The sequence below is a fragment of the Martinezella tropici genome (assembly GCF_003287875.1).
Classification (GTDB): Bacteria; Pseudomonadota; Alphaproteobacteria; order Rhizobiales; family Rhizobiaceae; genus Rhizobium; species Rhizobium tropici_C.
The window spans coordinates 52,987-78,294 of the sequence record NZ_QMKK01000015.1; the positions used below are offsets into that span (position 1 = coordinate 52,987).

The window sequence follows — 25,308 nt, forward strand, 5'->3', positions numbered from 1 at the left end:
TTTATCTGTGACTGTTTTAGGGACATGCCGCATAGTTGCGGCCCGGGCATGGCCATCCAGTTAAATTTTGGCACATTGAGGGCCGAAAACTCCAGACATGGTTAACGTCCGTTAAACATGCTCAAAATCTTGAGTTTTCATGGCGTTGAACAGGCAAACAGGGTTAATGCGCCCTTAACGATCCACTGCCTTTAAGGTGGAATTAATTGTCATGACTGGGGGAATGTGTCACTACGATACTAGTAAATTGGGCTTATGGCACATGTCTTTGCCCAGGAAGTGGATGATGGTAATGTTTTCATAACATCCGTTTGAAAAACCAGTTATCCACTCTGAAATGTAACGGGAAATCCAACCTCGATATTGATCGACAGCGGAGGACCCAACGGGAGGCAGGGGTCGTCTTTTCCGGAGCGGCGGAATTACCGGAAAAGACACGGCAAGCCCGAGTGAGTTGTAACGAGGCGTAACCGCATGGCGAACAAAAAGTACATCGAGTCGGTCGAGGACAAGGCCTTCCAGGCATTGGACGAAGCTCTGCAGATCGATTTCAGTGACGAGAGCTTGGAGTCTCGCAGTGCCCCTACACCCGATGTCCCGGAGCAAAAAGTGTCTGAGCCGCCGAAACAGCCGATAAAGCAGAGCAGGGATGATGCAGCCCGCAATACCGGCGGCATGCGCAGCACTGCAGCCCCCGCCGCAACACCTCGCTCCGCCGAGGCGCCGAGAAATCCCAACCTTGCGGCTGCCAATGATGGCAATCGGGCAAGTTCCGCCAGCATCCTGAAGGCGCTGGACAGCGGCTCTCAGAGCCGGGCGGTGCGCAATGCCACGATCTTCTCGCTGTTCTGGATCATCGGCGGCGCCGGTCTCGCCTTCCTCCTCTACGGCACCCAGATCCGAAATATCCATTCCTTCGCCGATCTGGCCGCCCTGCCCGGCGTTATCGCCTGCATCGTCGGCATCATCGTTCCGGTCCTTCTTTTCTATGCTTTCGGCATGATGATCTCGCGCGCGCATGACATGCGCAACGCGGCCCGCTCCATGGCGGAAGTCGCTTTGCGCCTGGTCGAGCCGGAAACGGTCGCCTCCGAGCGCATCATGACGGTCGGCCAGGCGGTACGGCGTGAAGTCTCGGCGATGAATGAGGGTATCGAGCGCACCATTGCGCGCGCCACCGAGCTGGAAACCCTCGTCCATTCCGAAGTCAACGCCCTGGAGCGCAGCTACGCCGACAACGAACTGCGCGTACGCGGCCTCGTCCACGAGCTCGGCACCGAACGCGACGCGATCATCAATCACGCCGAGCGAATCCGCTCGTCGATCGTCGGTGTACACGATCAGATCAAGGAAGATCTGTCGCTGGCGACCGAAGAGATCGCGGTACGCCTTTCCACCTCGGGCGAAGCCTTCGCGTCGATGATCGACACGCGCGCGGCCGTCTTGATGGAAAAGTCGGATTCTGCAGTCGAGGCGCTCGGCACGCTGCTTGCCGCCAAGACCGACAGCCTGTTGCAGAACCTCAATGCCTCCGGTCTGGCGCTGAGCCACGAATTCGATACCCGCCTGGAATCCCTGTCGTCGACCCTTTCCGAACGCGGCAAGGAACTGCTCGGCCACTTCGAAACACGCGCCTCAACCCTTGACGCGAACACCGAAAAGCTGAACTCCGCGCTCAATGAACGTGCCCGCCAGCTCAATGAAACGCTGGTCGCGCGCACGAAGGAAATCAGCGAAAGCCTCACCGGCGGCGAGCGGTCCATCACCGGGACGCTGGACAATGTGCTGTCCCGCCTCAACACTGCGCTCGATGAAAAGGGCGCGAGCTTCCGTCAGAGCCTGCAGTCGACGGCCGATGACGCCATCATGGATATAGACCTGCGCTCCGGCTTTTTCGACGAGCGCTTCCAGTCGACCATCGCGCAGCTTTCGACCGCCTTCGACGAACGCGTATCGGAATTCACCTCCGCCTTCGACAAGCGCGCCGGCTCGCTGGACAGCAAGCTGTCTGAAAGCCTGGCCCGCATCAATCAGAGCCTCGGCAGCAATTCGGATGCATTGGAAGGCATTCTGACCTCCAGCATCGAACGTCTGGGCTCGCATCTCACCGATCAGTCTCTCGCGCTCGCGACCACTCTTGCGACCGGCCAGGAAGTGCTGGAAAGCGCAATCGGTTCCAGGGCCGGAGAGATCACCTCCGCGCTTCAGAATGCCACCAGCGGAATTTCCTCCGCCCTGGCATCGGGCACGAGCGAACTGAACACCACCCTCGCCTCGCATGCCGACGCCTTCACCTCGGCGGTACAAGGGGTCACGCGGGATGTCTCGACCGCGCTGCAAAGCGGCACGGAAGAACTCACCACGGCCTTTGCCGGCCGCGCCAGCGAGATCAACAACACGCTCTCTTCCCGCACGAGCGAAATCACCCAGGCGCTTGGCTCCGCGCATGAACGCATCGATGCCGTTATGGCCGCACGCAGCAGCGCGCTTTTCGGCGCGCTGACCGACAACCAGTCGCGGTTTGAACAAACGCTTGCCGAGCGTTCGCAGGCAATCACCGATGCCGTCAGCGGCTCTCACGAGCACCTGACCGCCGCCCTCGACGAACGCACATCGATGCTGGCGATTTCGCTGGCGGAAAACCAGCTCCGCCTCGAAAATACGCTGGCAAGCCGCGCCGACGCCATCACCGGCGCCGTTACCGATATGCATGGCAAGCTTGCCGACACGCTCGACGACAAGACGATGGCGCTTGCCATCGCCCTTTCCGAAGGTAAGTCCCGCTTGGAAGACGCTGTGTCCGGCCACGCGGATCATGTCGCCGGCACCATGGACGCAAAGACCAAGGAGTTCGCACGCGCGCTTGCCGAAGGTCAGGCGCGTCTCGAAAGCACCGTTTCCGGCCACGCCGAAAGCGTCACGAACGCTCTGGACGACAGAACCATGGCGCTCGCCATCGCGCTTTCCGAAAGCCAGGCAAGGCTGGAGGAAACCGTTTCCGGCCATGCCGAACGTGTCGCCGACACGCTGGACGGCAAGACCGGCGCGCTTGCCGCCGCCCTGACCAGCGGGCAAAGCCGCCTCGAAGAAACGCTCGCCAATCGCGCCGAGGAGATCATCAAGGCGTTTGCCGGCAATCATGCTTCCCTGGTCGACGCTCTCGATGACAGGGCAATGGCGCTCGCCATTGCGCTTTCGGAAAGCCAGGCTCGTCTTGAGGGCGCAATCTCGGGTCACGCCGACCAGGTCACCACCACGCTCGACGACAAGACGATGGCTCTGGCTATCGCCCTTTCGGAGGGTCAGGCACGACTGGAAGACACTGTCGCCGGCCACGCCGAACGGGTTGCCGATACGATGGACAGCAGGACGAAGGCACTGTCCGACGCGCTGACGTCAGGCCACTCCCGCCTCGAGGCCACGCTTGCCAACCGCGCCGAAGCGATCACCAGCGCCTTCACCGGCAATCATGCTGCTCTGGCGGATGCTTTGGACGAAAAGGCGATGGCTCTCGCCATTTCCCTCTCCGATACGCAGTCTCGGCTTGAGGATGCCGTATCAAGCCGGCTGGACGCACTGTCCGAAACGGTTGCCGGAACGCACGACAAGATCGTCAACAGCCTTGACGACAAGACAATGTCCCTGGCGATCGCCCTTTCGGAAAACCACGCGAAACTCGAGGAAACCCTGGAGAACAGCGCCAAGGCCATTGCCCACACCGTCGCCAGCGGCCACGAGGCATTGACCAATACGCTCGATGACAAGAGCATGGCCTTTGCAATCTCGCTCGCCGAAAACCAGAACCGTTTCGAAAGCACTCTGGAAGAGCGCGCCAATGCCCTGCTCGATAGCGTCTCCGGCGCTGAAGCACGGGTTGCCGGCGCCTTCGGCGACAAGGCGGACGCAATCCGTGCCGCCTACAGCGAAAATCAGGATCGTCTCGATCGCTCGCTCGCAGTTCATACAGAAGCCCTGTCCGGCTTGCTCGGGAGCAGCAGCGATCGTATCGAAACCGTTCTCGGCTCCACGACGCGCCAGCTCGAAAATACGCTTGGTGTCGGTCTGTCTCAGATGGACGAGAACCTTGCTTCCGCCTACGAGCGCATGCGCTCGACACTGGAAGATCGCAGCAACGCGATCAGCCTGACTCTGCGGGACGCCCATGAGCAGATCGACAACACGCTTATGGAGCAGACGACAGCCATCGGCACCTCCATCGCCACAAGCGCCAGCATGCTCGAAATGTCGCTGGAGGACCGCGAGGCATCGCTGCGTCGGACCATCGATGCAAGCGCAAGGACATTGGAAGAACGCCTTAACAGCGGCGCGGGCGACGTTGCCGGCCGCATCCAGCAGGCCGCCGGCGACATCCAGCGTTCGGCCGAGACCTTCTCGTCCAACCTCAACCAGACGATCGAGGGCATGACCGGCCGCTTCGCCGAGACCGGCTCCCGCGTCGAGGCGAGCCTGTCGGCTCTTGAGAACCGGATCCACGAAGGCGTCACGGGCGTCACGGCCCAGGTCGACGCGGCCGGCAACCGTCTCTCCGAAACGCTGGCGAGCGGCGCCGCCCAGATCGACAATAGCGGCAGCCAGGCCGCGGCCCGCATCGAAGAGCGCCTGTCGACCATGGATCGCGCCCTCAATGTCGGCCTTGAAGCCGTCAACCGCACGATCGAGGGCAAGGCCGCCAATCTCGCGACAACGCTGCGCACGGCCGTTGCCGATGCAGCCCAGGGCATGGATACGGAGGCAACGCGTACGGCCGAGCTGCTTGCCAATACCGGCCAGCAGTTCGCGGACAACCTCGGCAATCACAGCGACGCGTTCGCACGCGCCATGACCGAGCGCTCCAACGATCTCGTCAATCGCGTCTCGGAAACACAGAACCGCTTGGCGAGCCAGGCCGCGGCTGTCGCCCAGACTTTCTCGGAAGCGGGCAACGCAATCGTCAACAAGGTTGCCGAAGCCGAAGGCCTCGTCAGCAACCAGGTCAACACGATCTCGCAAGCCCTGTCTTCGGCAGAACAGTCGCTGGAAGCGCGTGGCGCGGCCATCCGCAATACGCTGACCGGCGGCAGCGAGCAGATTGCCGCCACGATGGCACAGGTCGAGCGCGCGCTCGACGAGCGCAGCACGGCCATCCGCACCTCCCTGGAAGAGCGTGCCCGCGAGATCGACGCAACCCTTACCGGCGTCGACAACGCGCTGGAAGCCCGCGGCGCATCCATCCGCACATCGCTCGACGAGCGCACCCGCGAGCTCAATTCGATGCTGGCTGGACGCTCCACGGAGCTCTCCCGCCTCATCGACGAAAAAGCCCGTCCGATCGTCGATCGCTACGCGGCAACAGGCCAGGAAGCGGCAGCCCTGATCTCGGCAGCCGCCCAGGAAAGCACGGAACGCCTGCGCGCCGAAAATGCCGCCTTGATCAACGCGATCGCATCGCGCACGGAACATGCGGTCAATACGGTCAGTGCGCTCGAGAACAACCTGCTTGCAAGCGTCAACGGCATCATCGCCCGCCTCGCCGAGAACAATTCCGCGATCGCTGGACTGCTGACCAATGCCGCGACCGAGTTCGCGACCGTTGACGATCGTCTCACCGCGACGTCGACGCGCTTCGCCGAATCCGCGGCGAAAGCCGGCGAGATGGTTTCAGCCTCCAGCCGCCTTCTCGAAGGCAAGGTCGACAAGCTGTCCGAAATCACCGGCCAGACGCTGTCGCAGGTCGGCAGTATCGTCGGCCGCTTCGACGATCACTCCAAGGTTCTGACGCAGGCTTCCCAGCTTCTCGGTGCGGCACAGTCGAACCTCGTCTCGACGCTGGAAGAGCGTGAGACAGCATTGCAGAACCTTGCCGTCGGCCTCGTTCAGCGATCGGAAGAGATCGAGAACACCATGCGCGCCCTCGGCACCATGGTGGAAACCGCCTTCGACCGTGCCGAGCAGCGCTCCAATCAGGTCACCGGCAATCTGCGCCAGAGTGTCCAATCCTCCTTCGCAGACATCGGTCGTGTCCTCTCCGAGACGGAGAAGCGCGCCGAAGATGCCGCGGAGAACATGCGCGCCGCATTGCACAAGGCCGGCGAGGACGCGAGCCAGGCTGTCGAAAGCACCTTCGCCAATACCGAACGCCGCTCCAGCGAACTGACAAACCGTCTGCGCGGCGGCCTCACGGCGTCGCTCTCCGAGGTCGAGCAGATGCTCGCCGATGCCGGCAAGACTTCCGATACGGCCGCACAGCAGCTGCGCGAGACGCTGCGTGTCGCCGTCGATGACGCTATCGGCCGCTTCGCCGGTGCGACGGACGAGATCCGTCGCTCGGCCGGCGATATTCGCCGCGAACTCGACCTTACCCGCAGCGAATTGAAGCGCGGTGCCTTCGACCTTCCGGAAGAAGCGAAGGAAAGCGCTGCTGCCATGCGCCGCGCCGTCGCCGAACAGATCAAGGCGCTGCAGGATATCTCTCAGATCGTTGGCCGCTCGACGCAGCAGCTGGAGATTTCCGAGCCGTCGGCCCGCGCTCTGGCGGATGCACAGCCGGCCCAGCGCCCGCAGCCGGCGGCTCCCGCCCCGGCTCCGGCTGCCGCCGCTCCCCGACCGCAGCAGCCTGCCCCCCAGCAGCCGGTGCCGCAGCAGCCTTCGATTGAGTCCCTGGGTCTGCGCGGCTCCATCCCCGCAGAGCGTCCGGCGGCTCAGCCGCAACGTCCCGTCGAAACGCCGGCCCCTGCCCGCCAGGAAGCAGCCGGCGGCGGCTGGATCAGCGACCTGCTGCGTGGCGCCTCGCGTGACGAAAACGCCGGTCTGCAGCCGGCGCGCCAGGCAACATCGAAAGCACCGGCGGAACCGGCACCCGCCGCACGCAATCCGCGCCATGTCGTGGAATCGCTGAACTCGCTCTCGGTCGATATCGCCCGCGCCATCGATCACGACGCGTCGGTCGACCTGTGGCGCCGCTACCAGCGTGGCGAACGCGATGTGTTCACCCGCCGCCTCTACACGCTCAAGGGCCAGCAGACCTTTGACGAAATCAAGCGCAAGTATGACCGCGAGCCCGAATTCCGCACGGCAGTCGATCGCTACATCGCCGATTTCGAAAAACTGCTCGCCGATGTCCAGCGTACGGACCGCGATCGCACCGTCACGCAATCCTATCTCACGTCGGATACCGGCAAGGTCTACACGATGCTGGCCCACGCAGCCGGCCGCCTGAACTGAGGCAAAGATAAGAAACGAATACTCAATCCCCGGCTCGAGAGCCGGGGTTTTGATTCAATGCCTTCTTCCCATTTGACGGCATGAAAAAGGGCGGTCCCGAAGGCCGCCCCTGCTTCGCCTGCCAATGATTGCGCCCGATTTACCGGGCCTCATGCACCTTCGAAATCAGCCCGCTGGTAATGCCGACAAGCAGGAAGCTGTTCTTGAGGCGAACCCAGTGATAGCCGCGCGGAGGCGTGGACAGCCGGTAGGCGCGGTAGTCGATTTCCGTTGCGCGGCGGCGGTCGGAGGCCGACAGGCGGCGCCCCTTGACCCAACCGCCCTTGCGGATAACGACCTTCTTCTTCACCGCCTCTTTCTGAACGACGGCCTGCTTGCCGGCAGGAGCCGGCTTGACCTGCGCTGTCGCAGCCAGCGGCATCGCCAGAACGGAAGCCGCAAGAAGGGCGGTGAAGATTTTTCTCATTGGTTGTTTCCTCATTTCAGAATCTGCACGCGAACTTACCGTGACAGACATGAAACGAGTCTGACAGTCGAATTACAATTCCGTAATAGAGGCGACGGCAGGCAGGTTTTCCATTGCATTGCCGGAAGTCATCGCCCTCACAGTTCATCGTAGTTGAACCAGTCGAAATCCGCTGTCTTTACCCGGCCGGATGTGTCGAAGGCAAACATGCCGACGAAAGCACCGGTGAAGGAACCGTGCTCGCCGCGCCCGCCCTCATCCGAGATGACGCCGGCATCGAGGACCGGCCCGATAGCCTGCCATGCGCCCATCCCTTCCGCCTGCCAGAAGAACTGTAGGTCGTTGTCGCGCACCTCCATGGCAAGCTGGATCCTTCCATCGGGCACGGCAACCCCGCCCTCGATCGGAAAACTCAGGCGGCCGTTCGGATAATCGCCCGGGCAAGTCATGATGGTGACGCAGCGGCCGAGCTTCTCGTGCAGGGTCACGGCAATGGCATGCAGCTTGAAGCGATTGTAGTAATGCGTCAGGCCAGCGACCTGCTGATAGGTGTCGGGCTCGAAATCGACGACGGTTTCGGCCCGGAAGCTGTGATGCTCCTGCCGGCGGGCGACAAGCGCTTGCTCGAACCAGGAACCGATGCTCTCGCGGGCGATAAGCCGCAAATGGCCAGGACGTTCCGCTACGCTGAAGATGCGTTCAGGCTGCGGTGTGCGCAGCCATTGGAAATCCATCGGCAGTCTGGCCTCATCGAAATTGTAACCGTTGCGGCGCGGCTTTTGGACCGGCACGGCACCGTTCAAGCCTGCGACCTCGACATCTGGAACGCTGGTGCCATTTTCGAGATAGAGCCAGCCATCCTCCTTCCACACGCATTTCTGCAAAGCCGTCTCGCGGCCGAGCGTGCAGCGACGATGCGGCGGCAGAGGCCGCCCGCAAAGATGCGTATGGTAGAATTGCCCGTCATGCGTCTCGACATACTGGCCATGGCCCGCACGTTGCAGCGCCGCCTCCGGATGATCCTTCGAGATAATCAGGTGCTTGTTCGGATGCAGTTCGTACGGCCCGGCAATATCGCTGGATCGGGCCATGGTCACGGCATGATCATAGCCGGTGCCGCCCTCCGCCGTGGTCAGATAGTACCAGCCGTTGCGCTTGAAGAGATGCGGCCCCTCGACCAGCCCCAGTTCCGTACCGGCAAAGATATTCCTGATCGGCCCCTTCAACGATTTCGTCGCCGGGTCCCATTCCTGCAGCAGGATGCCGTCGAAGGCCGGTGTCTTCGGCGAGCCACCATAGCTCTCGGTACGATGGTTCCATTGCATGTTGACGAACCACTTGCGGCCGTCATCGTCATGGAACAGAGACGGGTCGAAACCGGAGGAGTTGACATAGGCCGGTTCGGACCATTCGCCTTCGATGGTCGGCGAGGTCACGATGTAGTTATGGGCGTCCTTGAAGTTTCCGTCATAGCGCTTGACGTCGGTATAGACGAGCCAGAACAGCCCATCCGCGTAAGAGAGGCAGGGCGCCCAGATGCCGCAGCTATCGGGTTCGCCGCGCATGTCGAGTTGCGAAGCGCGCTCCAGCGGCCGCCTCACGAGCGTCCAGTTCACCAGATCGCGGGAGTGATGGATTTGGACGCCCGGATACCATTCGAATGTCGAGGTGGCGATATAGTAGTCCTCGCCGACGCGGCAAATGGACGGGTCGGGATTGAAGCCCGGCAGGATCGGATTGCGGATCATGAAATTCTCTCCTCCGGAGACCGTAACAAGCGGCAATTAAGGTAAAACGCCCGGAAACCGGTTCCGGGCGCCTTGGGATGATCAATCGCGTTCGGCGGATTTGGCCCAGAGATTGATGTCGGCCTCCTTGGCATAGACATCGATCTGCTTCAGCTCTTCGGCCGTGAAGTCGAGATTATCGAGCGCCTTGACACAATCGACGATCTGCGACGAACGGCTGGCGCCGATCAGAGCCGATGTGATGCGGCCGCCCCGCAGAACCCAGGCGATCGCCATCTGCGCCAGCGTCTGGTTGCGCTTCTCTGCGATCTCGTTGAGCTTTCTGATGTTGTCGATAATCGACGGGCGGATGAAGTCGCGCTTCAGGAAGTGGTTCTGCGCCGCGCGGCTGTCGTCCGGAATACCGCCGAGATACTTGGTCGAGAGCATGCCCTGAGCCAGCGGCGAGAAGACGATCGAACCGATACCGAGATCTTCGAGCGTGTCGACCAGACCGTCATCCTCGACCCAGCGATTGAGCATGGAATAGCTCGGCTGATGGATCAGGCATGGCGTGCCGAGGTCCTTGAGGATGGCGGCAGCCTCGCGCGTGCGCTGCGAATTATACGAGGAAATGCCGACATAGAGCGCCCTGCCCGAGCGAACGATATGGTCGAGCGCGCCGCAGGTCTCCTCCAGCGGCGTATCCGGATCGAAACGGTGCGAATAGAAGATATCGACATAGTCGAGGCCCATGCGCTTCAGGCTCTGGTCGCAGGAGGCAATCAGATACTTGCGGCTGCCCCACTCGCCATAGGGACCCGGCCACATGTCATAGCCCGCCTTGGAGGAGATGATCAACTCATCGCGCAAGCCCGCGAAATCGGTGCGAAGAATCTCGCCGAACGCCGTCTCGGCGCTGCCGGGAGGCGGTCCGTAATTGTTGGCGAGGTCGAAATGGGTAATGCCGAGATCGAAGGCCGTGCGGCACATATCGACCTTGCGGTCATGCGGCGTATCGCCGCCGAAATTGTGCCAGAGCCCCAGCGAGACCGCCGGCAGCTTGAGACCGGAACGGCCGGTCCTGTTGTACTTCATTTTTGAATAGCGATCGGATGCCGGTTGCCAGGCCATGATGGAATTCCTTCGAGATGAAAAAGCGCGCGGGGTTGGTCACCCGCGCGCAAACTAGCTCTTCCAGCGCCTACTTCAAGAGCGCCTGAGCCTCTTCGATGCCAAGCGCTGCCGGCTGCGTGCAGGTCGTGCTGAGATCGATGAAACGGCCCTCTTCGCCCGACTTCAGGATCGATGTCATGACATCGACGCCATGCAGCGTGCGATCGAGCGAGCAACGGGCATCACGTCCGTCGATCAGCGAGGCAGCAAGATCGGCGAGGCCGGCCGTGCGATAGTTGGCGCGCGGACCGCTCGGGCTTTCCTGATTGGCGATACCGAAAGGATGCGCCCAATTTTCCAGCGGCTTGATGTCCTTGTCTCGGCCGCTCGCCTCGACGGTGCCGCCGAAGAAGTTCGGATCGGGCACGTAGAGCGAGCCCTCGGTGCCGTAGAGCTCCATATTGGCATGGCGGTGCGACCACACATCCCAGCTCGCCGTCAGCGTGATCCGGGCGCCACTGACGAATTCCAGCAGCGCCTGGATCGTCGTTGGGGTCTTAACCGGAATGATCTCGCCATGACGCGGCTGGCTGGTAATGGTGCGGGTCGGCGATGCCATGGAGGTCATCGCACCAACGCGCTTCACCGGGCCGATCAAGTTGATCAGATTGGCGATATAGTAAGGGCCGAGATCGAGGATCGGGCCGCCGCCGGGCAGGAAGAAGAAGTCCGGGTTCGGATGCCACATTTCCATGCCTGGGCTCATGACATAGCATGCGCCCGAAGTGACACGGCCGATGCCGCCGTCGTCGATGAATTTGCGGGCGAGCTGATGCGCACCGCCGAGGAAGGTATCGGGAGCGCAGCCGACTGCCAGCCCCTTCTCTTTGGCGATGCGGCGCAGCTCCTCGCCCTGCTCCAGCGTCAGCACGAGCGGCTTTTCGGAATAGACATGCTTGCCGGCTTCGAGGATGCGCTTGGAAACGGGGAAATGCGCATCCGGGATGGTCAGGTTGACGATGACGTCGAGCTCGTCATTGGCGAGCAGTTCGTCGATGGTCTGGGCCTTGACCTTGTATTCCTCGGCGCGCAAACGCGCCGCATCCATGTTGATATCCGCGCAGGCCAGCACCTTCAGGCCCTTGAAGAGCGGCGAGAGCGAGAAATAGGTCGTTGAGATGTTGCCGCATCCGATGATGCCGACGCCAAGTTCCTTAGCCATGTGGAAATGCCTCAAAAGCTCTTGAAGGATGCGATGGAGCGCGTGATCAGGCGATCGACATCGCTCGGATTGTCATGTTCGACGACGAAGTGCTTGGCCCTGGTGCCGGCGAGCGCCTTGAGCAGCCTTGCCCATGGAACAGTGCCGTGTCCGACATCGGCCCAGCCGTCTTCATTCTTGTTCTCGCCCGCCGGCGCAATGTCCTTGACGTGAACGGCGGTGATGCGCGGACCGAGCTTTTCGATCCAGGCGAAGGGATCGCCGCCGCCACGGATGACCCAAGCAATATCGGCTTCCCAGGAAATATCCGGAGCGCCTTCGAAGATCTGTTCGATCGGCAGCGAACCGTCGGCCTGCTTGACGAATTCGAAGTCGTGGTTGTGCCAGCCGAATTCGAAGCCCGCATCCTTGTAGGGCTTGCTCATTTCATGCAGGCGCTTGCCGAAGGCGCGCCAGCCGGCGGCATCCTTCGGGCGCTGATCAGCAGCGATATGCGGCGCATAGATCGAATCCATGCCGAGCGTCTTGGCAATGGTCAGCGACTTCTGCACTTCGCCGCCAAGGAAATCCGGGCTGAAATGGCCGCTTGCCATCCGCAGGCCGTTCTTGTCGAGTTCGGCGCGCAGGTTCTTGAGGCCCGCCTCATCGAGATCGGCATAGATGCCGCCGAAGCCTTCAACTTCGGCGTAGCCGGCCTTGCCGAGCTTGACGAAGATCTCCGAATAGGGCTGGAAATTGCGGGCGCTGTAAATCTGAAATCCAAGTTTCGTCATCAATAGTCCTCCAATGGCCTTCGGGCCGTCTATCTTGGGGCTTGGGGCCCCGAAAGCGCCGCCACTGCGACGCGATGGCTCAATCCACCGACTGGCTGGATTGCAAATCGTAGATGCGGAATTCGGGCACGCCGCTTGCGAGCGGCTTGGCTGGCGTGAACACGACGCGGCGGCTTTCGCCGGCGGCAAGATCGAAGGCGTTGTCGGAATAACGCCCTTCCGCCTCGCTCTCGATCATCACGAACAGCGCAAGTCCCTTGGCGGTGACAGTGAGTTCCACTGTCCCGTTTTCCTCTTTCTCCTCCCGCAGCACCGTCAGCCCGGCAGGCTGAAGCTCGAGCGCCTTATAGGTGCCGTGGACATAGTGCCCCTCGCCGCCCATGCCGTTCGATGCGGTGAAGCGCCACGCCAGCAGGCAATCCGCCGGCACTTGATCCGCGTCGATCGATAATGCCGTGACGGCAGCATCCGGCGTGCAGACGGCATGCGCCGTCGTCAGCGGCACACGCTCGCCGTCGAGCTTCAGCAGCGATACCGAAATATCGGCCATGATGTCGGCATTGGTATCGTTGACCAGAGAAAAGCGGATCGTCTTGTTGTCTTCGGAGGGAATTGCCGCGACGGATACGTGCTGGAAGAAGCGCCGCACCAGATAGTGCATCACCTTCCATCGGCCGCCGTAATCCAAGCTGGACCACGAAGCGACAGGCCAGGTGTCGTTGAGCTGCCAGTAGATCGTACCCATGCAATGCGGCTTCAGCGACCGCCAATATTCCACCGCCGTCTTGATGGCGAGGCCCTGCTGGACCTGGCTCAGATAGACGAAATTCGGGAAATCCTTCGGGAAGCGAAAATAGCGGAACATCGTGCCGGCAATCCGCTCGTTGCCGCCGGCGTTCTTCTGGTGCAGCTCCATGACCGGAGAGGCGATATTCATATCCTTCGCCTCGGCATAGGTCTTGATGACGGGCAGTGAGGTGTAGGACTGGAAGCCGAATTCCGAGCAGAATCGCGGCCGCACGGAGCGATAATTGTCGAAGGATTTGTTCTCGTGCCAGACCGACCAATAATGCATGTCGCCGGAGCCATCGGCATGCCAGGCGTCGCCGAAATTGAGATAACCCGAAGCCGGGCTCGACGGCCACCAGATCGCATCCGGCAGGGCCTTCTTCATTGCCGTCTCGATCGTCCTGTTCAGGCGATCGTAGGAGACGAGATAGCGATCCCGATCTTTGCGGGACTCCTCGAACCAGGTGAGCGCGCCCACCAACTCATTATCACCACACCAGAGAACGATGGAGGGATGCGTCGCAAGCCGGCGAACCTGATAGCCAACCTCCTCCTCGACATTCTCAAGGAAATCACCCGTCGACGGGTAGAGATTGCAGGCGAACATGAAATCCTGCCACACCATCAACCCCAGTCGGTCGCAAGTATCATAGAACCAGTCATGCTCGTAGAAGCCGCCGCCCCAGACGCGGATCGCATTCATATTGGCATCGACGGCGGATTGCAGCAGATCCTCGGTCGCGGCCGGGTTGGAGCGGGAAAACAGTGCGTCAGCCGGAATCCAGTTTGCCCCACGGGCAAAGATCTCGCGGCCATTGACCTTCAAGGCAAAACGGCTGCCCGCTTCATCCTCCGTAGTGATCAACTCCACCGTGCGCAGGCCGATCTGGCGGGTGACGGTTTCGAAATTGGTTTCCACCGAAAGCGTATAGAGCGCCTGTTCGCCATTGCCGGCCGGCCACCAGAGCCTCGGCTTGTCGACATGGAAGAAGTGGGTGATTGAGGTTTCGCCGGCATTGACGCCGACGTCGAGGCGCACGCGCTCGTCGCCGAGCGAGAAATAGAGTTGCGCAATCCCCGTTCCCTTGGCAAATAGCGCCACCGTCACCTTGAGATCGACGGAGCCGTCGTCATTATGGATCTGTTGCGTGACGACATTCTCGATACGGGCGATCTCGAGCTTTTTCAGTGCAATGGTGCCGTAAAGGCCGAGCGGCGCAATCGCGATGTTCCAGTCCCAGCCGAAATGGCACTGCGGCTTGCGCAGCATGTTGCCGTTCGGGATCGGCGAATTACCGGTGCTGTAGGGAATGTAGAAGGGCTGCTTCGCCTGCAGGGCGGCTCCGGCAGCGATACTCGAATGCAGGACGATGCGAATGGTGTTCTCACCCGCCCTCAGCGCCTTCGAGACATCGGGACGATAACGCTGGAAGCAATTATCGGCCTCCAGCACCAGCGTATCGTTGACATAGACGCTGGCGACGGTGTCGAGATAATCGATATCGAGATACCAGTCGCCGCCCGCGTCATCCAGCGTGAAGCTGCGTGTCAGCTCCCAATCCTGCTGGGCGACCCACTGCACGACCTCTTCGTTGCGGCCGAAATAGGGATCGGGAATAAGCCCTTCCGCATGTAGGGCCGTGTGGACGTCACCGGGCAGCGACATGGCAAGCGAATGATCGCTGTCGGGAGAGGTCAATCTCCAGGATCCGGCCAGATCGACGGTGAAGTTATCATTGAGCGAAGACGACATCGGACCTCCTCGGACCGCTGTAAGACGGAGGCGGCAAGGCCACCTCCTTGCATGTGATCAGATTCTGAGCTCCGTCTGCGCATCAAAGAGCGATGCGAGAGACATGTCAAAGCCGAGCTTTACGGCCGAACCGGGGCCAAAGCGCCTGGCGCCGTTCACGCGAACCGACATCGTATGGCCGGCATGCTTCAGCCACAGAAGGTTGTCGGCACCCATCGGCTCCTCGATATCGACGGTGGCATCGTGGATCTCGGCGCCGGCCGCGGCCTCTTCATTGACCTTGATGTGCTCGGGACGGACGCCCAGCACGACCTTGCGGCCAGTCTGCAACGCCTCGCCAGCCTTATAGCCATCGAGAGAAAACAGCACGTCATTGGTCGCGAACACAACCTTGCCTTCGCGATTGACCAGCTCGCCCTTGAGGAAGTTCATCGATGGCGATCCGATGAAACCGGCCACGAAGAGATTGCGCGGTTCATTATAGATCGTCGTGGGATCATCGAGCTGCATGATGACGCCGTTCTTCATGATCGCGATGCGGTCGGCGAGCGTCAGCGCCTCGATCTGGTCATGGGTGACATAGATCATCGTGTTCTTCAGCGACTGATGCAGCCGCTTGATTTCGACGCGCAGCTCCGAACGCAGCTTGGCATCGAGGTTCGACAGCGGCTCGTCGAAAAGGAAGACGTCGACATCGCGCACCAGGGCCCGGCCGATCGCGACGCGCTGACGCTGGCCGCCCGAAAGCTCGGCCGGCTTGCGCTTCAATAGCGGCTGGATCTGAAGGATCTCGGCGGCACGCGCGATGCGCTTGTTGATCTCATCCTGCGGCACCTTGGCAACGCGCAGGCCGAAGGACAGGTTCTTTTCGACCGTCATCTGCGGATAGAGGGCATAGGACTGGAACACCATGCCGATGCCACGATCCTTCGGCTCTTCCCAGGTGACGTTCTTGTTCTTGATGAATATCTGCCCCTCGGTGATGTCGAGCAGGCCGGCGATGCAATTGAGCAAGGTCGACTTGCCACAGCCCGACGACCCCAGGAGCACCAGGAATTCGCCGTCATTGATCTCGAGATTGAGGTTCTTCAGAACGGTGACCGAGCCGAAATCGAGCGACAGGTCTTTGATGGAAACGCTGCTGTTCATGGATCACCCCTTCACTGCGCCGGCGGCGATGCCCCGAACGAAAAGCCGTCCGGAGACGAAATAGACGATAAGCGGAACCAGACCCGTCAGGATCGTTGCCGCCATGTTGACGTTGTATTCCTTCACGCCCTGGACGGAATTGACGATATTGTTGAGCTGGACGGTCATCGGATAATATTCCGGCCTGGTGAAGACGACGCCGAACAGGAAGTCGTTCCAGATGCCCGTAATCTGCAGGATCATGGCGACGACAAAGATCGGCAGCGACATGGGCAGCATGATGCGCAGGAAAATCTGCCAGAAGCCGGCGCCATCGATGCGCGCAGCCTTGAAGAGCTCCGCAGGAAGCGACGCGAAATAGTTGCGGAACAGCAAGGTCAAGATCGGCATGCCGAAGATGCTGTGCACCAGGATAAGACCGCTGAGCGTCCCGTAGATCCCGATTTCGCGCAGCACGATGACGATCGGATAGATCATCACCTGATAGGGGATGAACGCGCCGATGATGAGGATCGAGAAGAAGAAATCCGCGCCCTTGAACCGCCAGTTGGCGAGCGCATAACCGTTGACCGAAGCAATCGCGATCGAAAGGATGGTGGACGGCACTGTGATGCGTACGGAATTCCAGAAGCCGCGGGAAAGACCGTCGCAATTGAGACCGGTGCAAGCCGTTGCCCAGGCTTTCACCCATGGTTCGAATGTGATCTCGAGCGGCGGCGAGAATATGTTGCCAAGCCGGATTTCCGGCATTCCCTTCAGGGAGGTGACGATCATCACATACAGCGGCAACAGGTAATAGGTCGCGGCAACGAAGAGCGTGCCGTAGAGCATGATGTTACGGCCGGAAATCACCCGGCGCGGCTTGCGGCCGCTCGGTCCGGAGAGCGTCTTGTCCGTCAAGGCAGCACCGCCGTTCGCATTCTTGAGAGTAATGGTATCAGACACGTTTGCGCCCTCCGCCGAATTCCAGGTAAGCCCAGGGGATGACGACGATCGCCACAGTGACCAGCATCATGGTGGAAGCTGCAAATCCCTGACCGAGGTTCTGCGCCTGGAACATGTAATCGTAGACGTATTTTGCCGGGACTTCCGAAGCGATGCCGGGCCCGCCGCTCGTTTGCGCGACGACGAGGTCATAGACCTTGACGATACCGCTGGCGATGATGACCAGAGTTGTGATGAAAACGGGGCGCATCATCGGAATGATAACGAACAGATAGGTCTTCCACATGGGTATCCCATCCACACGCGCTGCTTTCCAGATGTCCTCGTCGATGCCGCGAAGGCCGGCGAGCATCAGGCACATCACCAGGCCCGTTCCCTGCCAGAGTGCAGCGATCAGCACGCCATAGATGACGATGCTTGGCGTATAGAGCGGATCGAAAGTAAAGGTCGTCCAACCGAGCGAACGCACCACGGACTGAATGCCGAATTCGGGGTTGAGCAGCCACTGCCATACGAGGCCGGTGACGATGAAAGAGAGGGCGAAAGGATAGAGGAAAATCGTACGGAACGTGTTTTCGAACCGGATCTTCTGGTCCATCAGCGCGGCCAGCACGAAGCCGATGACGAGACTGAATATCATGGAAAGAATGCCGTAAACGGCAAGGTTTTCGATGGACACGACCCAGCGCGGCGCTGCCCACAAACGATGGTATTGGTCCAGCCCGACGAAGCTGAGACGTGGCAGCAGCTTTGAATTAGTGAAGGAATATACCACGGTCCAGATTGTGCCGCCCAGGAAGATGACGACGGCCGTCAGGATCATTGGAATGGATGCAATCTTCGAATTGAGATTGCGCAGTAGTTGATTTGGCCGGCCGGCTTTCGCATGACCCGTCATTGTAGCTCCTTCTAAAGCGCTATTGCTTCGACGATCAGGAACTCTGGGATCATGGCCCGGCTCCTGTCGCTCTCTCCTCATTCACGGCCAACGTCACATCTCTATGGGCCGGTCGCCTGAGGCGCCGTAGCCGGCCGGGTCACAGAACGTGTCCCGGCCATGATACCGACCCGCAGCGCGAGGCCGGTATCCTACAGCGAGAAGATAGAGATCAATCAGCAGCGGTGATGATCTCGACGAAGCGCTTCTGGGCGGCTTCCGGCGTCATCGAAGGATTGGCGAAGAACTCGGAGAACAGATCCTCTTTCTGCTTCTGGCTGTCGGCAGAGAGAAGCTGGTCCGTACCCTGGATCACATTACCCTTCTTCAGGATCTCCAGGCCCTTCTTCATGCAGTCGTTGGCTGCTGTGAGGTCCACGTCGCCGCGCACCGGCAGCGAACCCTTCTTCAGGTTGAAGGCAACCTGGGTCTTCGGATCGAGAAGCGTCTTGGCGAGAGCTTCCTGAGCCTTCGACTTGGCCTCATCCTTCAGCAGCGGGAAGTAGAATGCGTCGCCGCCTGTGGAGATGACTTCATTGACACCGAGACCCGGAAGGCAGGTATAGTCCGTGCCTGCCTTCTGGCCTGCCAAGGCGAACTCACCCTGCGCCCAGTCCCCCATGATCTGGCCGCCGGCCTTGCCGGTGATGACCAAATTCGTGGCCTGGTTCCAATCCTGAACGTTGGAGCCCTTCGACATCTTGCGGGCGTCGTCTGCAGCCTTGAAGACCTTGGCGATCTCCGGCCCAGCAGCTACTTTCGCATCCTTGTCCTTGAACACTTTCTCGAAGGTATCCTTGCCGGCGATGGCGACCATCAGGACGTCGAAGGCGCCTGCCGCCTGCCATGGCTGACCGCCGACAGCGAGCGGAACGATGCCTGCCTTTTCCAGCGCAGGAGCGGCGGCAACGAACTCGTCCCAGTTCTTTGGAACCGCGACGCCGGCCTTCTTGAAGGCTGCATTCGAAAGCCAGAGCCACTGCCAGGAATGAATATTGACCGGTGCGCAATAGATCTTGCCGTCGATCGTGCAGGAATCGAGCAAGCTGGATGGACGAACGATATCCTTCCAGTGTTCCTGCGTCGCGACATCGGTCAGGTCGCGCATGAGGCCCGCCTGCACCAGTTCCTCGGCCTGACGTCCGTGGTTGAATTGAGTGGCGCCCATCGGATCACCGCCGGTGATACGGCTGATCATGATCGGACGCGCAGTACCGCCGGAGCCGGCGATCGCGCCATCGACCCAATGATTGCCAGTTGCGTCGAAAGCCTTTGCCAACTCGGCCACGGCGGCTGCTTCACCGCCCGAAGTCCACCAATGGGTTACCTCCAGGTCGGTCGCCTTGGCCGCACCAAGTGGCAATACGACGGAAGCAGCCAGCGCAGCAGCTATCAAACGAATATTCATGAGTTCTCCTCCCTCACTGAAACGTTGCCGGAAAAACGTAGTCGAATCATTTTCGCTGCGCAACCGCCAACTCGAGATTTTTTCGATAATGGACGATTATACAACCTGTGGCTAAATTTTCGTCTACAAAATTAGGCCGAACGCATTGACTTTTCAACAGGCAGACTCAAGGGCCTTTCCACGTAACTATCTGATTATAAAACAATATAATTGTAGGAATCTGTAACCGCCCCCTCGTCCTATGCTACGAATGAAACCCGATCCGTTCGCAGGTTCGAATACAACCGCTGGAAATATTATCGAAGGACGCATCCAAAATAGTGCTCGACATTCGTACTGTATCGTTACAGTTTCTATTCAGAGCGAGGAGGCGCCGCGTTTCGCCCGTGCTTGCGATGCAGGCCTGGGCAATATAAGCGGATTGGCCGCGGGAGGCGGCCGGGAGGCGGGCTTGAACGGAATGGACAATAAGAGAACTTCAGGCGGCGGCACGCAGTCTGGGCCGGAGCGGCCAACACTGAAAACGATCGCCTTCATGACGGGGCTTGGAATTACCACTGTTTCACGCGCGCTGAAGGATGCTCCCGATATCGGTGCCGAGACCAAGGAACGCGTGCGTATGGTCGCCCGCCAACTGGGTTATCAGCCGAACCGGGCCGGCGTGCGCCTCAGAACGGGCAAGACCAATGTCATCGCGCTGGTGCTGAGCATCGACGAAGAAATCATGGGCTTTACCAGCCACATGGTCTTCGGCATTTCCGAGGTCCTTGCCGGCACGCAATATCACCTGGTCATCACGCCGCACTCGCATAGCAAGGATCCGCTGGTGCCGGTGCGCTACATCCTCGACACCGGCTCCGCCGATGGTGTCATCATATCGCGTACAGAGCCGGACGATCCGCGCGTCGAGCTGATGCATGATCGCAACATGCCTTTCGCCACGCACGGGCGGACGGATATGGGCATCATCCATCCCTTCCACGACTTCGACAACGAGGCCTTCGCGCACGAGGCCGTCCGTGCACTGGCTGCAAGAGGGCGGCGTCGCCTGGCCCTGCTGCAGCCATCGAGCAAGCTCACCTACTATTCGCATACCCGCATCGGCTTCCAGACCGGCCTGCATCAATATGGTGCCGAGGAGATTCCGCTCAGGATATCCACCGACAATGCGCTTGCCGATATCAAGGACGCGACCGAAGCACTGATGCGCTCTCCGCATGCGCCCGATGGGATCATCTGTTCCAGCAGCGGCGGTGCTATCGCCGTCAATGCCGGCATCGAGGCGGCAGGCTTCCGTCTCGGCCGCGACATCGACATGGTCTCCAAGCAATCGGCCGATGTCCTGAGCTGGATCAGGCCCGAGATCATCACAGTGTCGGAAGATTTCCGCCATGCCGGCCGGGAACTCGCCAAAGCCGTCATCGCCCGTATCGACGGCGTGGAGCCGGAACTGCTGCAGAGCATCAGCCCACCCGTCTGGCCGAAGAGCTGACAACGAAAGGCCCGCCGGATGTCTCGAGCGGGCCTCTTTGTTTCAGATCCTGGGATTTCTTTTAGCCGTTGGCGCCGCTGCCCCACGGGCCGTGATGAATATCCTTCCCATCGACTCGGTCGAAACCATGCGCGCCGAAAAAGTCGCGCTGCGCCTGGATCAGGTTGGCGGTGCCGCGAGCCTGGCGATAGGCGTCGAAATAGGTCAGCGCCGATGCAAGGGCTGGAACCGGAAGGCCGGCAGCGGTCGCAGCCGAAACGATGCGGCGCAGCGACGGGATCGATTCCTTGACCATCTCGGCAAAGGCCGGCGTGACGATCAGGTTCGCCGCATCCGGGGTCTTGGTGAAGGCGCTGGTGATTTCGTCGAGGAACTGCGAACGGATGATGCAGCCGGCGCGCCAGATCTTGGCGATCACAGGCATTGGCAGCGACCAGTTGAATTCCTTCGAGGCCTCCGCCATGACGGCAAAGCCCTGTGCATAGGCGCCGATCTTGGCTGCAAACAGCGCAAGCTCGAGGTCCTTCAGCAGGTCCGGACCAAAGCTGATCGGGAATTTGTAATCCGGCGTGCCGAAGATCTTCTCGGCAGCTTCACGCTGGCTCTTGATCGCGGACAGGCTGCGGGCCGCAACGGCCGCCTCGATCGCGGTCGCGGGAATGCCCATGTTCTGCGCTTCGATGGCAGACCACTTGCCTGTGCCCTTCTGGCCGGCTTTGTCGAGAATGACATCTGGCATGGCACTGCCGGTCGCCGGGTCCTTGGCGGCCAGAACCTTCTCGGTGATCTCGATCAGGTAGGAATTCAGGCGGCCCTTGTTCCAGTCGCCGAAGATCGAGCTGATTTCAGCGGCGTTCTTACCGAGGCCGTCACGCAGAATGCCGTAGATTTCGGCGATCATCTGCATGTCGGCATATTCGATGCCATTGTGGATGGTCTTGACGAAATGTCCGGCGCCGTCATTGCCAAGCCATGCAACGCATGGATCGTCATTGTATTTGGCGGCAATCGACGTCAGCACCTTTTCGACGCGCTTGTAGGAATCTTCCGTGCCGCCGACCATGATGGAGGGGCCATGACGCGCACCTTCCTCGCCGCCGGATACACCCATGCCGATGAAGGTCAGGCCAGTATCCTTCAGGCGATCGAAACGGGCGATCGTATCGCGGAAATTGGCATTGCCGGCGTCGATCATGATATCGCCCCTGTCGAGATAGGGCTGCAGCGCCGCCATCTGCTGGTCGACCGGCTCGCCCGCCTTGATCATGATGATGATCGGCCGCGGCGGACGGATTGCCTCGACGAATTCCTCGATCGTCTTGCAGGGAATGATCTTGTCCTTGAGCGCGCCCGCATTCGCGTAGAATTCATCCGTTACCTGCGGCGTGCGGTTGAACACGGCGATTTTATTGCCTTTTTCGGCAATGTTGAGCGCCAGATTCGATCCCATTACCGCGAGACCGATCAGCCCGATTTCTGCCTTTTCCACGACAATCCTCCAATGAGTCTTTGACTGCGCCCGGCCCTATCCTGAAGACGCATCAACATCCGATATGACGCAATGCCCTCGACGTGACCTGCGACGGCCCTACGTTCGGCGTTGTTGTTGCACTCCGGACGGAAAACGGCAAGCCTTCGCAAGCCATGAATCGTCCCCTTTGCAGGACTGTGCAAGAATGTTGCTGGATTCGTGATTTATCCATTTCCCGAAGCTGCAATGACCGATCGTCAGCCCATGAGGGATATAGAGGAGGAAGACACCATGTCGACCATGAGTGCGAAGATCGTGCATATCTCCATCGATCGCAACTGGAAGGAAGTCTACGGCTATGCCAGCCGTCCGGAAAACATGCCTTTCTGGGCCTCGGGCCTGGCATCTGGATTGACGCAGGATGGAGACGATTGGATCGCGGAAGGGACGCTCGGTACTGTCCGCGTGCACTTCTCGCCCCGCAACGATTTCGGCGTCATCGACCATCGGGTGACGCTCGAATCCGGCCTGCAGGTGCACAATTCCCTGCGCGTCGTACCGAATGGCGATGGCTGCGAGGTCATGTTCACCCTGCTCCGGCTGCCCGGCATGACCGAAGACCAGTTTGCAGCCGATGCCGCGCACATAATGAGGGATCTGAAGACGTTGAAAGAGCTTATGGAGCGCTGAAGCAATTCCAGGAAAAGTGCGCAGCGGTTTTCCGTCCGGAATTGCGTAAAGCCCTGGACTTGCAAAAACGGAAGGATAGAGCAGCTCGGATATCCCGCGAAGAACTGAACTGCTCCGGGCGCCCTTACAGCGAACGCAACGTCCAATCGACGAGCTCGCCGGCCACGCCTGCAAACGCTGCATCGAGCGCGCGGACGAAATCCGGATTGCTGCCACCGCTGACCGGCACGACCTTGCGGAAGACATTCTGTGCCTTCACCGTACCGGTGCGGTCGTTCAGGATCTTTTCCGAGATTTCGACCGTCGCCGTCTTATGGCCGCCGGAGGCGTTGATCTCGAAGGAGCGGATGTCGGTGACGATCTGATAGTCGATCGCAAGGCCCTGCCCCGGCACGCCGACGCCGCCGAGCTTTCCGGTATTCTCGAAGGCCTCCACCAGCTTCGACTGCACCATCTTGCTCAGCTTGTCGCTCCATTGCGACTTTCCGAGATACTGGATTTCCGAAGGCGAGACGCGGATGACGATCTGGTTGCTGTCCAGTGCCTGCAGCGCCGTCGGCGGCGGGATGAGGATCTGGCGGTTCTTGACCGAGGGCCCGTTTGCCTTCACCGACGCGGAAAGATCGTAGGTGTCATTATTCGAGGCTGTTCCACAGCCTCCGAGCAGGGCTGCGAGCACCGGCAATACGATCACAGCTTTCCACACCTGATGACGCTCACTCGACACGCAACCGACCATATTCCGCTTATCCCCTGGAAATCAGATATCGCTATTCATCAATGCCGCGCGCGGCCATCATATGTCTTGACCGTATCGCCGCCGAAGATCAGTCGCTGCGGATTGCGGTCGAAATTTGTGATTGTAGTATTCAGATTGTCAACCGTGCCCCGCATGTCGTTGATCAGGGTCTGTGCGTCGCGCAGGCCACCGCTTGAGAACTTCTGCAGGTTGTCGGCGATCGGCCCGATGCGGGAGTTGAGATTGTCAGCCGTCTTCTTGAAGGATTCGAGCGTCTCCCTGGCCTGGACAAACAGCGACTGGGTGCTGTCGTTACCGAGCAGGGAATCGACCTTCGTCAGAATGCCGTCGACCTTGCCGGATGCCGTATTGAGCTTGGTGGAGATATCGCGGGCATTGGCAATCGTCTGATCGATATCCCGCTGGTGGGAAGCAACGGAGCTGGCGACATCGCGGATAGAGGCGATGGCTGCGCGCGCCTGCTTCGTCACCTCGGCAACGTCATCGACCGATCCCTTGACCTTTGCCGGATCGATCGATGCAATGATCTGGTCGACGCGCTCAAGCGTCTTCTGCGCCTTCTGGCCGAAAGCATTGTAGGTGTCGGCCGTCTCCTTGAAACTGGCAACGGTCGCCTTCAGATCGGTTGTGGCATCCGCCACGTTCGCCGTGATCTTGTCGGCATTGGCAATGACGTCGTTAACCTTCTGGGCATCGACTGCACGCACCAGCTTCTCGATCGCATCCAGTGTCGAGTCGACGCGGACCGAGACAGTCCTGAAGGTATCGGACAATTGTCCGACGCTTGCCAGGAACTTATCGATATTGTCGGAATTGTCGGCAATGGCCTTGGAGAATTTCTGCGCGTTGCGCACCGTGTCGGTCAAAGGTCCGCGCGAATCCGAAACGAAGCCCTGGATGTCGCCGATCGTGTCGTTGGCACGGTTGAGGATCTTGTCGGCCGTCGTCAGCAGGTTCGTCACGCTCGACTGATCGGCGAGCAGCACCGCGCGCTTGCCGGTATCGACCGAACGCTTCAGGATGTTCTCGTCGCCGTTGCGCCCGCCGGAGAGCTCGATATAGGCAGCACCCGTCAGACCCTGAATTTCCAGGATAGCCTTGGTCGAGGTATAGACCGGCGCATCGGCGCGTACCTGGGTGAAGGCCAGAGAATAATTGGGATCGTCGGCGTCAATCGACAGCCCCTGCACCGAGCCGACCTGAATGCCGTTGAAGCGGACCGGCGAACCGACGCTCAAGCCGTTTGCCGAGCCGGGAATGCGCACCACGAGCTCGACCATCGGGCCGCCGCGGCCGTACTCGGCCATCCAGTAGACGAAACCGAAGGCAGCCGCGATAACCAGCAGCGTGAAGAATCCGACGATCGTATAATTCGCTTTGGTTTCCATT

Annotated in this window: 16 protein-coding genes; 3 read left to right on the forward strand and 13 right to left on the reverse strand. The window is 60.3% G+C overall.

What is annotated here, in order from left to right; translation table 11 throughout:
- Window positions 1-474 precede the first annotated feature (474 nt).
- Window positions 475-7,221 (forward strand): hypothetical protein, encoded by a 6,747-nt coding sequence (locus tag DQ393_RS01135; protein ID WP_112339983.1) that lies wholly within the window; start codon window positions 475-477, stop codon window positions 7,219-7,221.
- Window positions 7,222-7,360: 139 nt separating this feature from the next.
- Here the strand turns inward: DQ393_RS01135 and DQ393_RS01140 are convergent, their stop codons facing one another.
- The 10 genes from DQ393_RS01140 to DQ393_RS01185 all read right to left on the reverse strand — a co-directional run bounded on the left by DQ393_RS01140 (window position 7,361) and on the right by DQ393_RS01185 (window position 19,506).
- The gene (locus tag DQ393_RS01140) at window positions 7,361-7,687 is read right to left on the reverse strand and encodes an RcnB family protein (protein ID WP_112339984.1); all 327 of its coding nucleotides are present in this window, start codon (window positions 7,685-7,687) and stop codon (window positions 7,361-7,363) included.
- Window positions 7,688-7,824: 137 nt separating this feature from the next.
- Window positions 7,825-9,435, reverse strand: a complete 1,611-nt coding sequence (locus tag DQ393_RS01145; RefSeq protein ID WP_112339985.1) for a glycoside hydrolase family 43 protein — start codon at window positions 9,433-9,435, stop codon at window positions 7,825-7,827.
- A gap of 81 nt (window positions 9,436-9,516) precedes the next feature.
- The gene (gene mgrA / locus DQ393_RS01150; protein WP_112339986.1) at window positions 9,517-10,548 is read right to left on the reverse strand and encodes an L-glyceraldehyde 3-phosphate reductase; all 1,032 of its coding nucleotides are present in this window, start codon (window positions 10,546-10,548) and stop codon (window positions 9,517-9,519) included.
- Window positions 10,549-10,618: 70 nt separating this feature from the next.
- A complete protein-coding gene (locus DQ393_RS01155) occupies window positions 10,619-11,752 on the reverse strand; it encodes a Gfo/Idh/MocA family protein (RefSeq protein WP_112339987.1) in 1,134 nt (377 codons plus the stop codon).
- 11 nt (window positions 11,753-11,763) lie between these two features.
- Window positions 11,764-12,525 (reverse strand): sugar phosphate isomerase/epimerase family protein, encoded by a 762-nt coding sequence (locus tag DQ393_RS01160; RefSeq protein WP_112339988.1) that lies wholly within the window; start codon window positions 12,523-12,525, stop codon window positions 11,764-11,766.
- A gap of 79 nt (window positions 12,526-12,604) precedes the next feature.
- Entirely contained in the window at window positions 12,605-15,067 is a 2,463-nt protein-coding gene (locus tag DQ393_RS01165; protein ID WP_112339989.1) for a beta-mannosidase, read from the reverse strand.
- Between the two features lie 57 nt (window positions 15,068-15,124).
- Window positions 15,125-16,216 (reverse strand): ABC transporter ATP-binding protein, encoded by a 1,092-nt coding sequence (locus DQ393_RS01170; protein ID WP_112339990.1) that lies wholly within the window; start codon window positions 16,214-16,216, stop codon window positions 15,125-15,127.
- Between the two features lie 3 nt (window positions 16,217-16,219).
- Window positions 16,220-17,149: a carbohydrate ABC transporter permease gene (locus tag DQ393_RS01175; RefSeq protein ID WP_245430230.1), complete on the reverse strand. Its 930-nt coding sequence runs from the start codon at window positions 17,147-17,149 to the stop codon at window positions 16,220-16,222.
- Between the two features lie 4 nt (window positions 17,150-17,153).
- Entirely contained in the window at window positions 17,154-18,059 is a 906-nt protein-coding gene (locus DQ393_RS01180) for a carbohydrate ABC transporter permease (protein ID WP_112339992.1), read from the reverse strand.
- Window positions 18,060-18,270: 211 nt separating this feature from the next.
- Window positions 18,271-19,506, reverse strand: coding sequence for an ABC transporter substrate-binding protein (locus DQ393_RS01185; protein ID WP_112339993.1), 1,236 nt, complete (start codon window positions 19,504-19,506; stop codon window positions 18,271-18,273).
- Window positions 19,507-19,966: 460 nt separating this feature from the next.
- Here DQ393_RS01185 and DQ393_RS01190 point away from each other — a divergent pair, with 460 nt between their 5' ends.
- Window positions 19,967-20,998, forward strand: coding sequence for a LacI family transcriptional regulator (locus DQ393_RS01190; protein ID WP_112339994.1), 1,032 nt, complete (start codon window positions 19,967-19,969; stop codon window positions 20,996-20,998).
- Window positions 20,999-21,059: 61 nt separating this feature from the next.
- Here the strand turns inward: DQ393_RS01190 and gndA are convergent, their stop codons facing one another.
- Complete coding sequence (gene gndA / locus DQ393_RS01195) at window positions 21,060-22,487, reverse strand: NADP-dependent phosphogluconate dehydrogenase (protein WP_112339995.1); 1,428 nt, start codon at window positions 22,485-22,487, stop codon at window positions 21,060-21,062.
- Between the two features lie 273 nt (window positions 22,488-22,760).
- On the opposite strand from gndA, the gene DQ393_RS01200 reads away from it, so the two are divergent.
- The gene (locus DQ393_RS01200; protein WP_112339996.1) at window positions 22,761-23,159 is read left to right on the forward strand and encodes an SRPBCC family protein; all 399 of its coding nucleotides are present in this window, start codon (window positions 22,761-22,763) and stop codon (window positions 23,157-23,159) included.
- A 124-nt stretch (window positions 23,160-23,283) separates the two neighbouring features.
- On the opposite strand, the gene DQ393_RS01205 is transcribed toward DQ393_RS01200, so the two are convergent.
- Together DQ393_RS01205 and DQ393_RS01210 are read right to left on the reverse strand one after the other, a co-directional pair.
- Window positions 23,284-23,898: an ABC-type transport auxiliary lipoprotein family protein gene (locus tag DQ393_RS01205; protein WP_112339997.1), complete on the reverse strand. Its 615-nt coding sequence runs from the start codon at window positions 23,896-23,898 to the stop codon at window positions 23,284-23,286.
- Window positions 23,899-23,936: 38 nt separating this feature from the next.
- A complete protein-coding gene (locus tag DQ393_RS01210) occupies window positions 23,937-25,307 on the reverse strand; it encodes an MlaD family protein (protein WP_112339998.1) in 1,371 nt (456 codons plus the stop codon).
- Window position 25,308 lies beyond the last annotated feature (1 nt).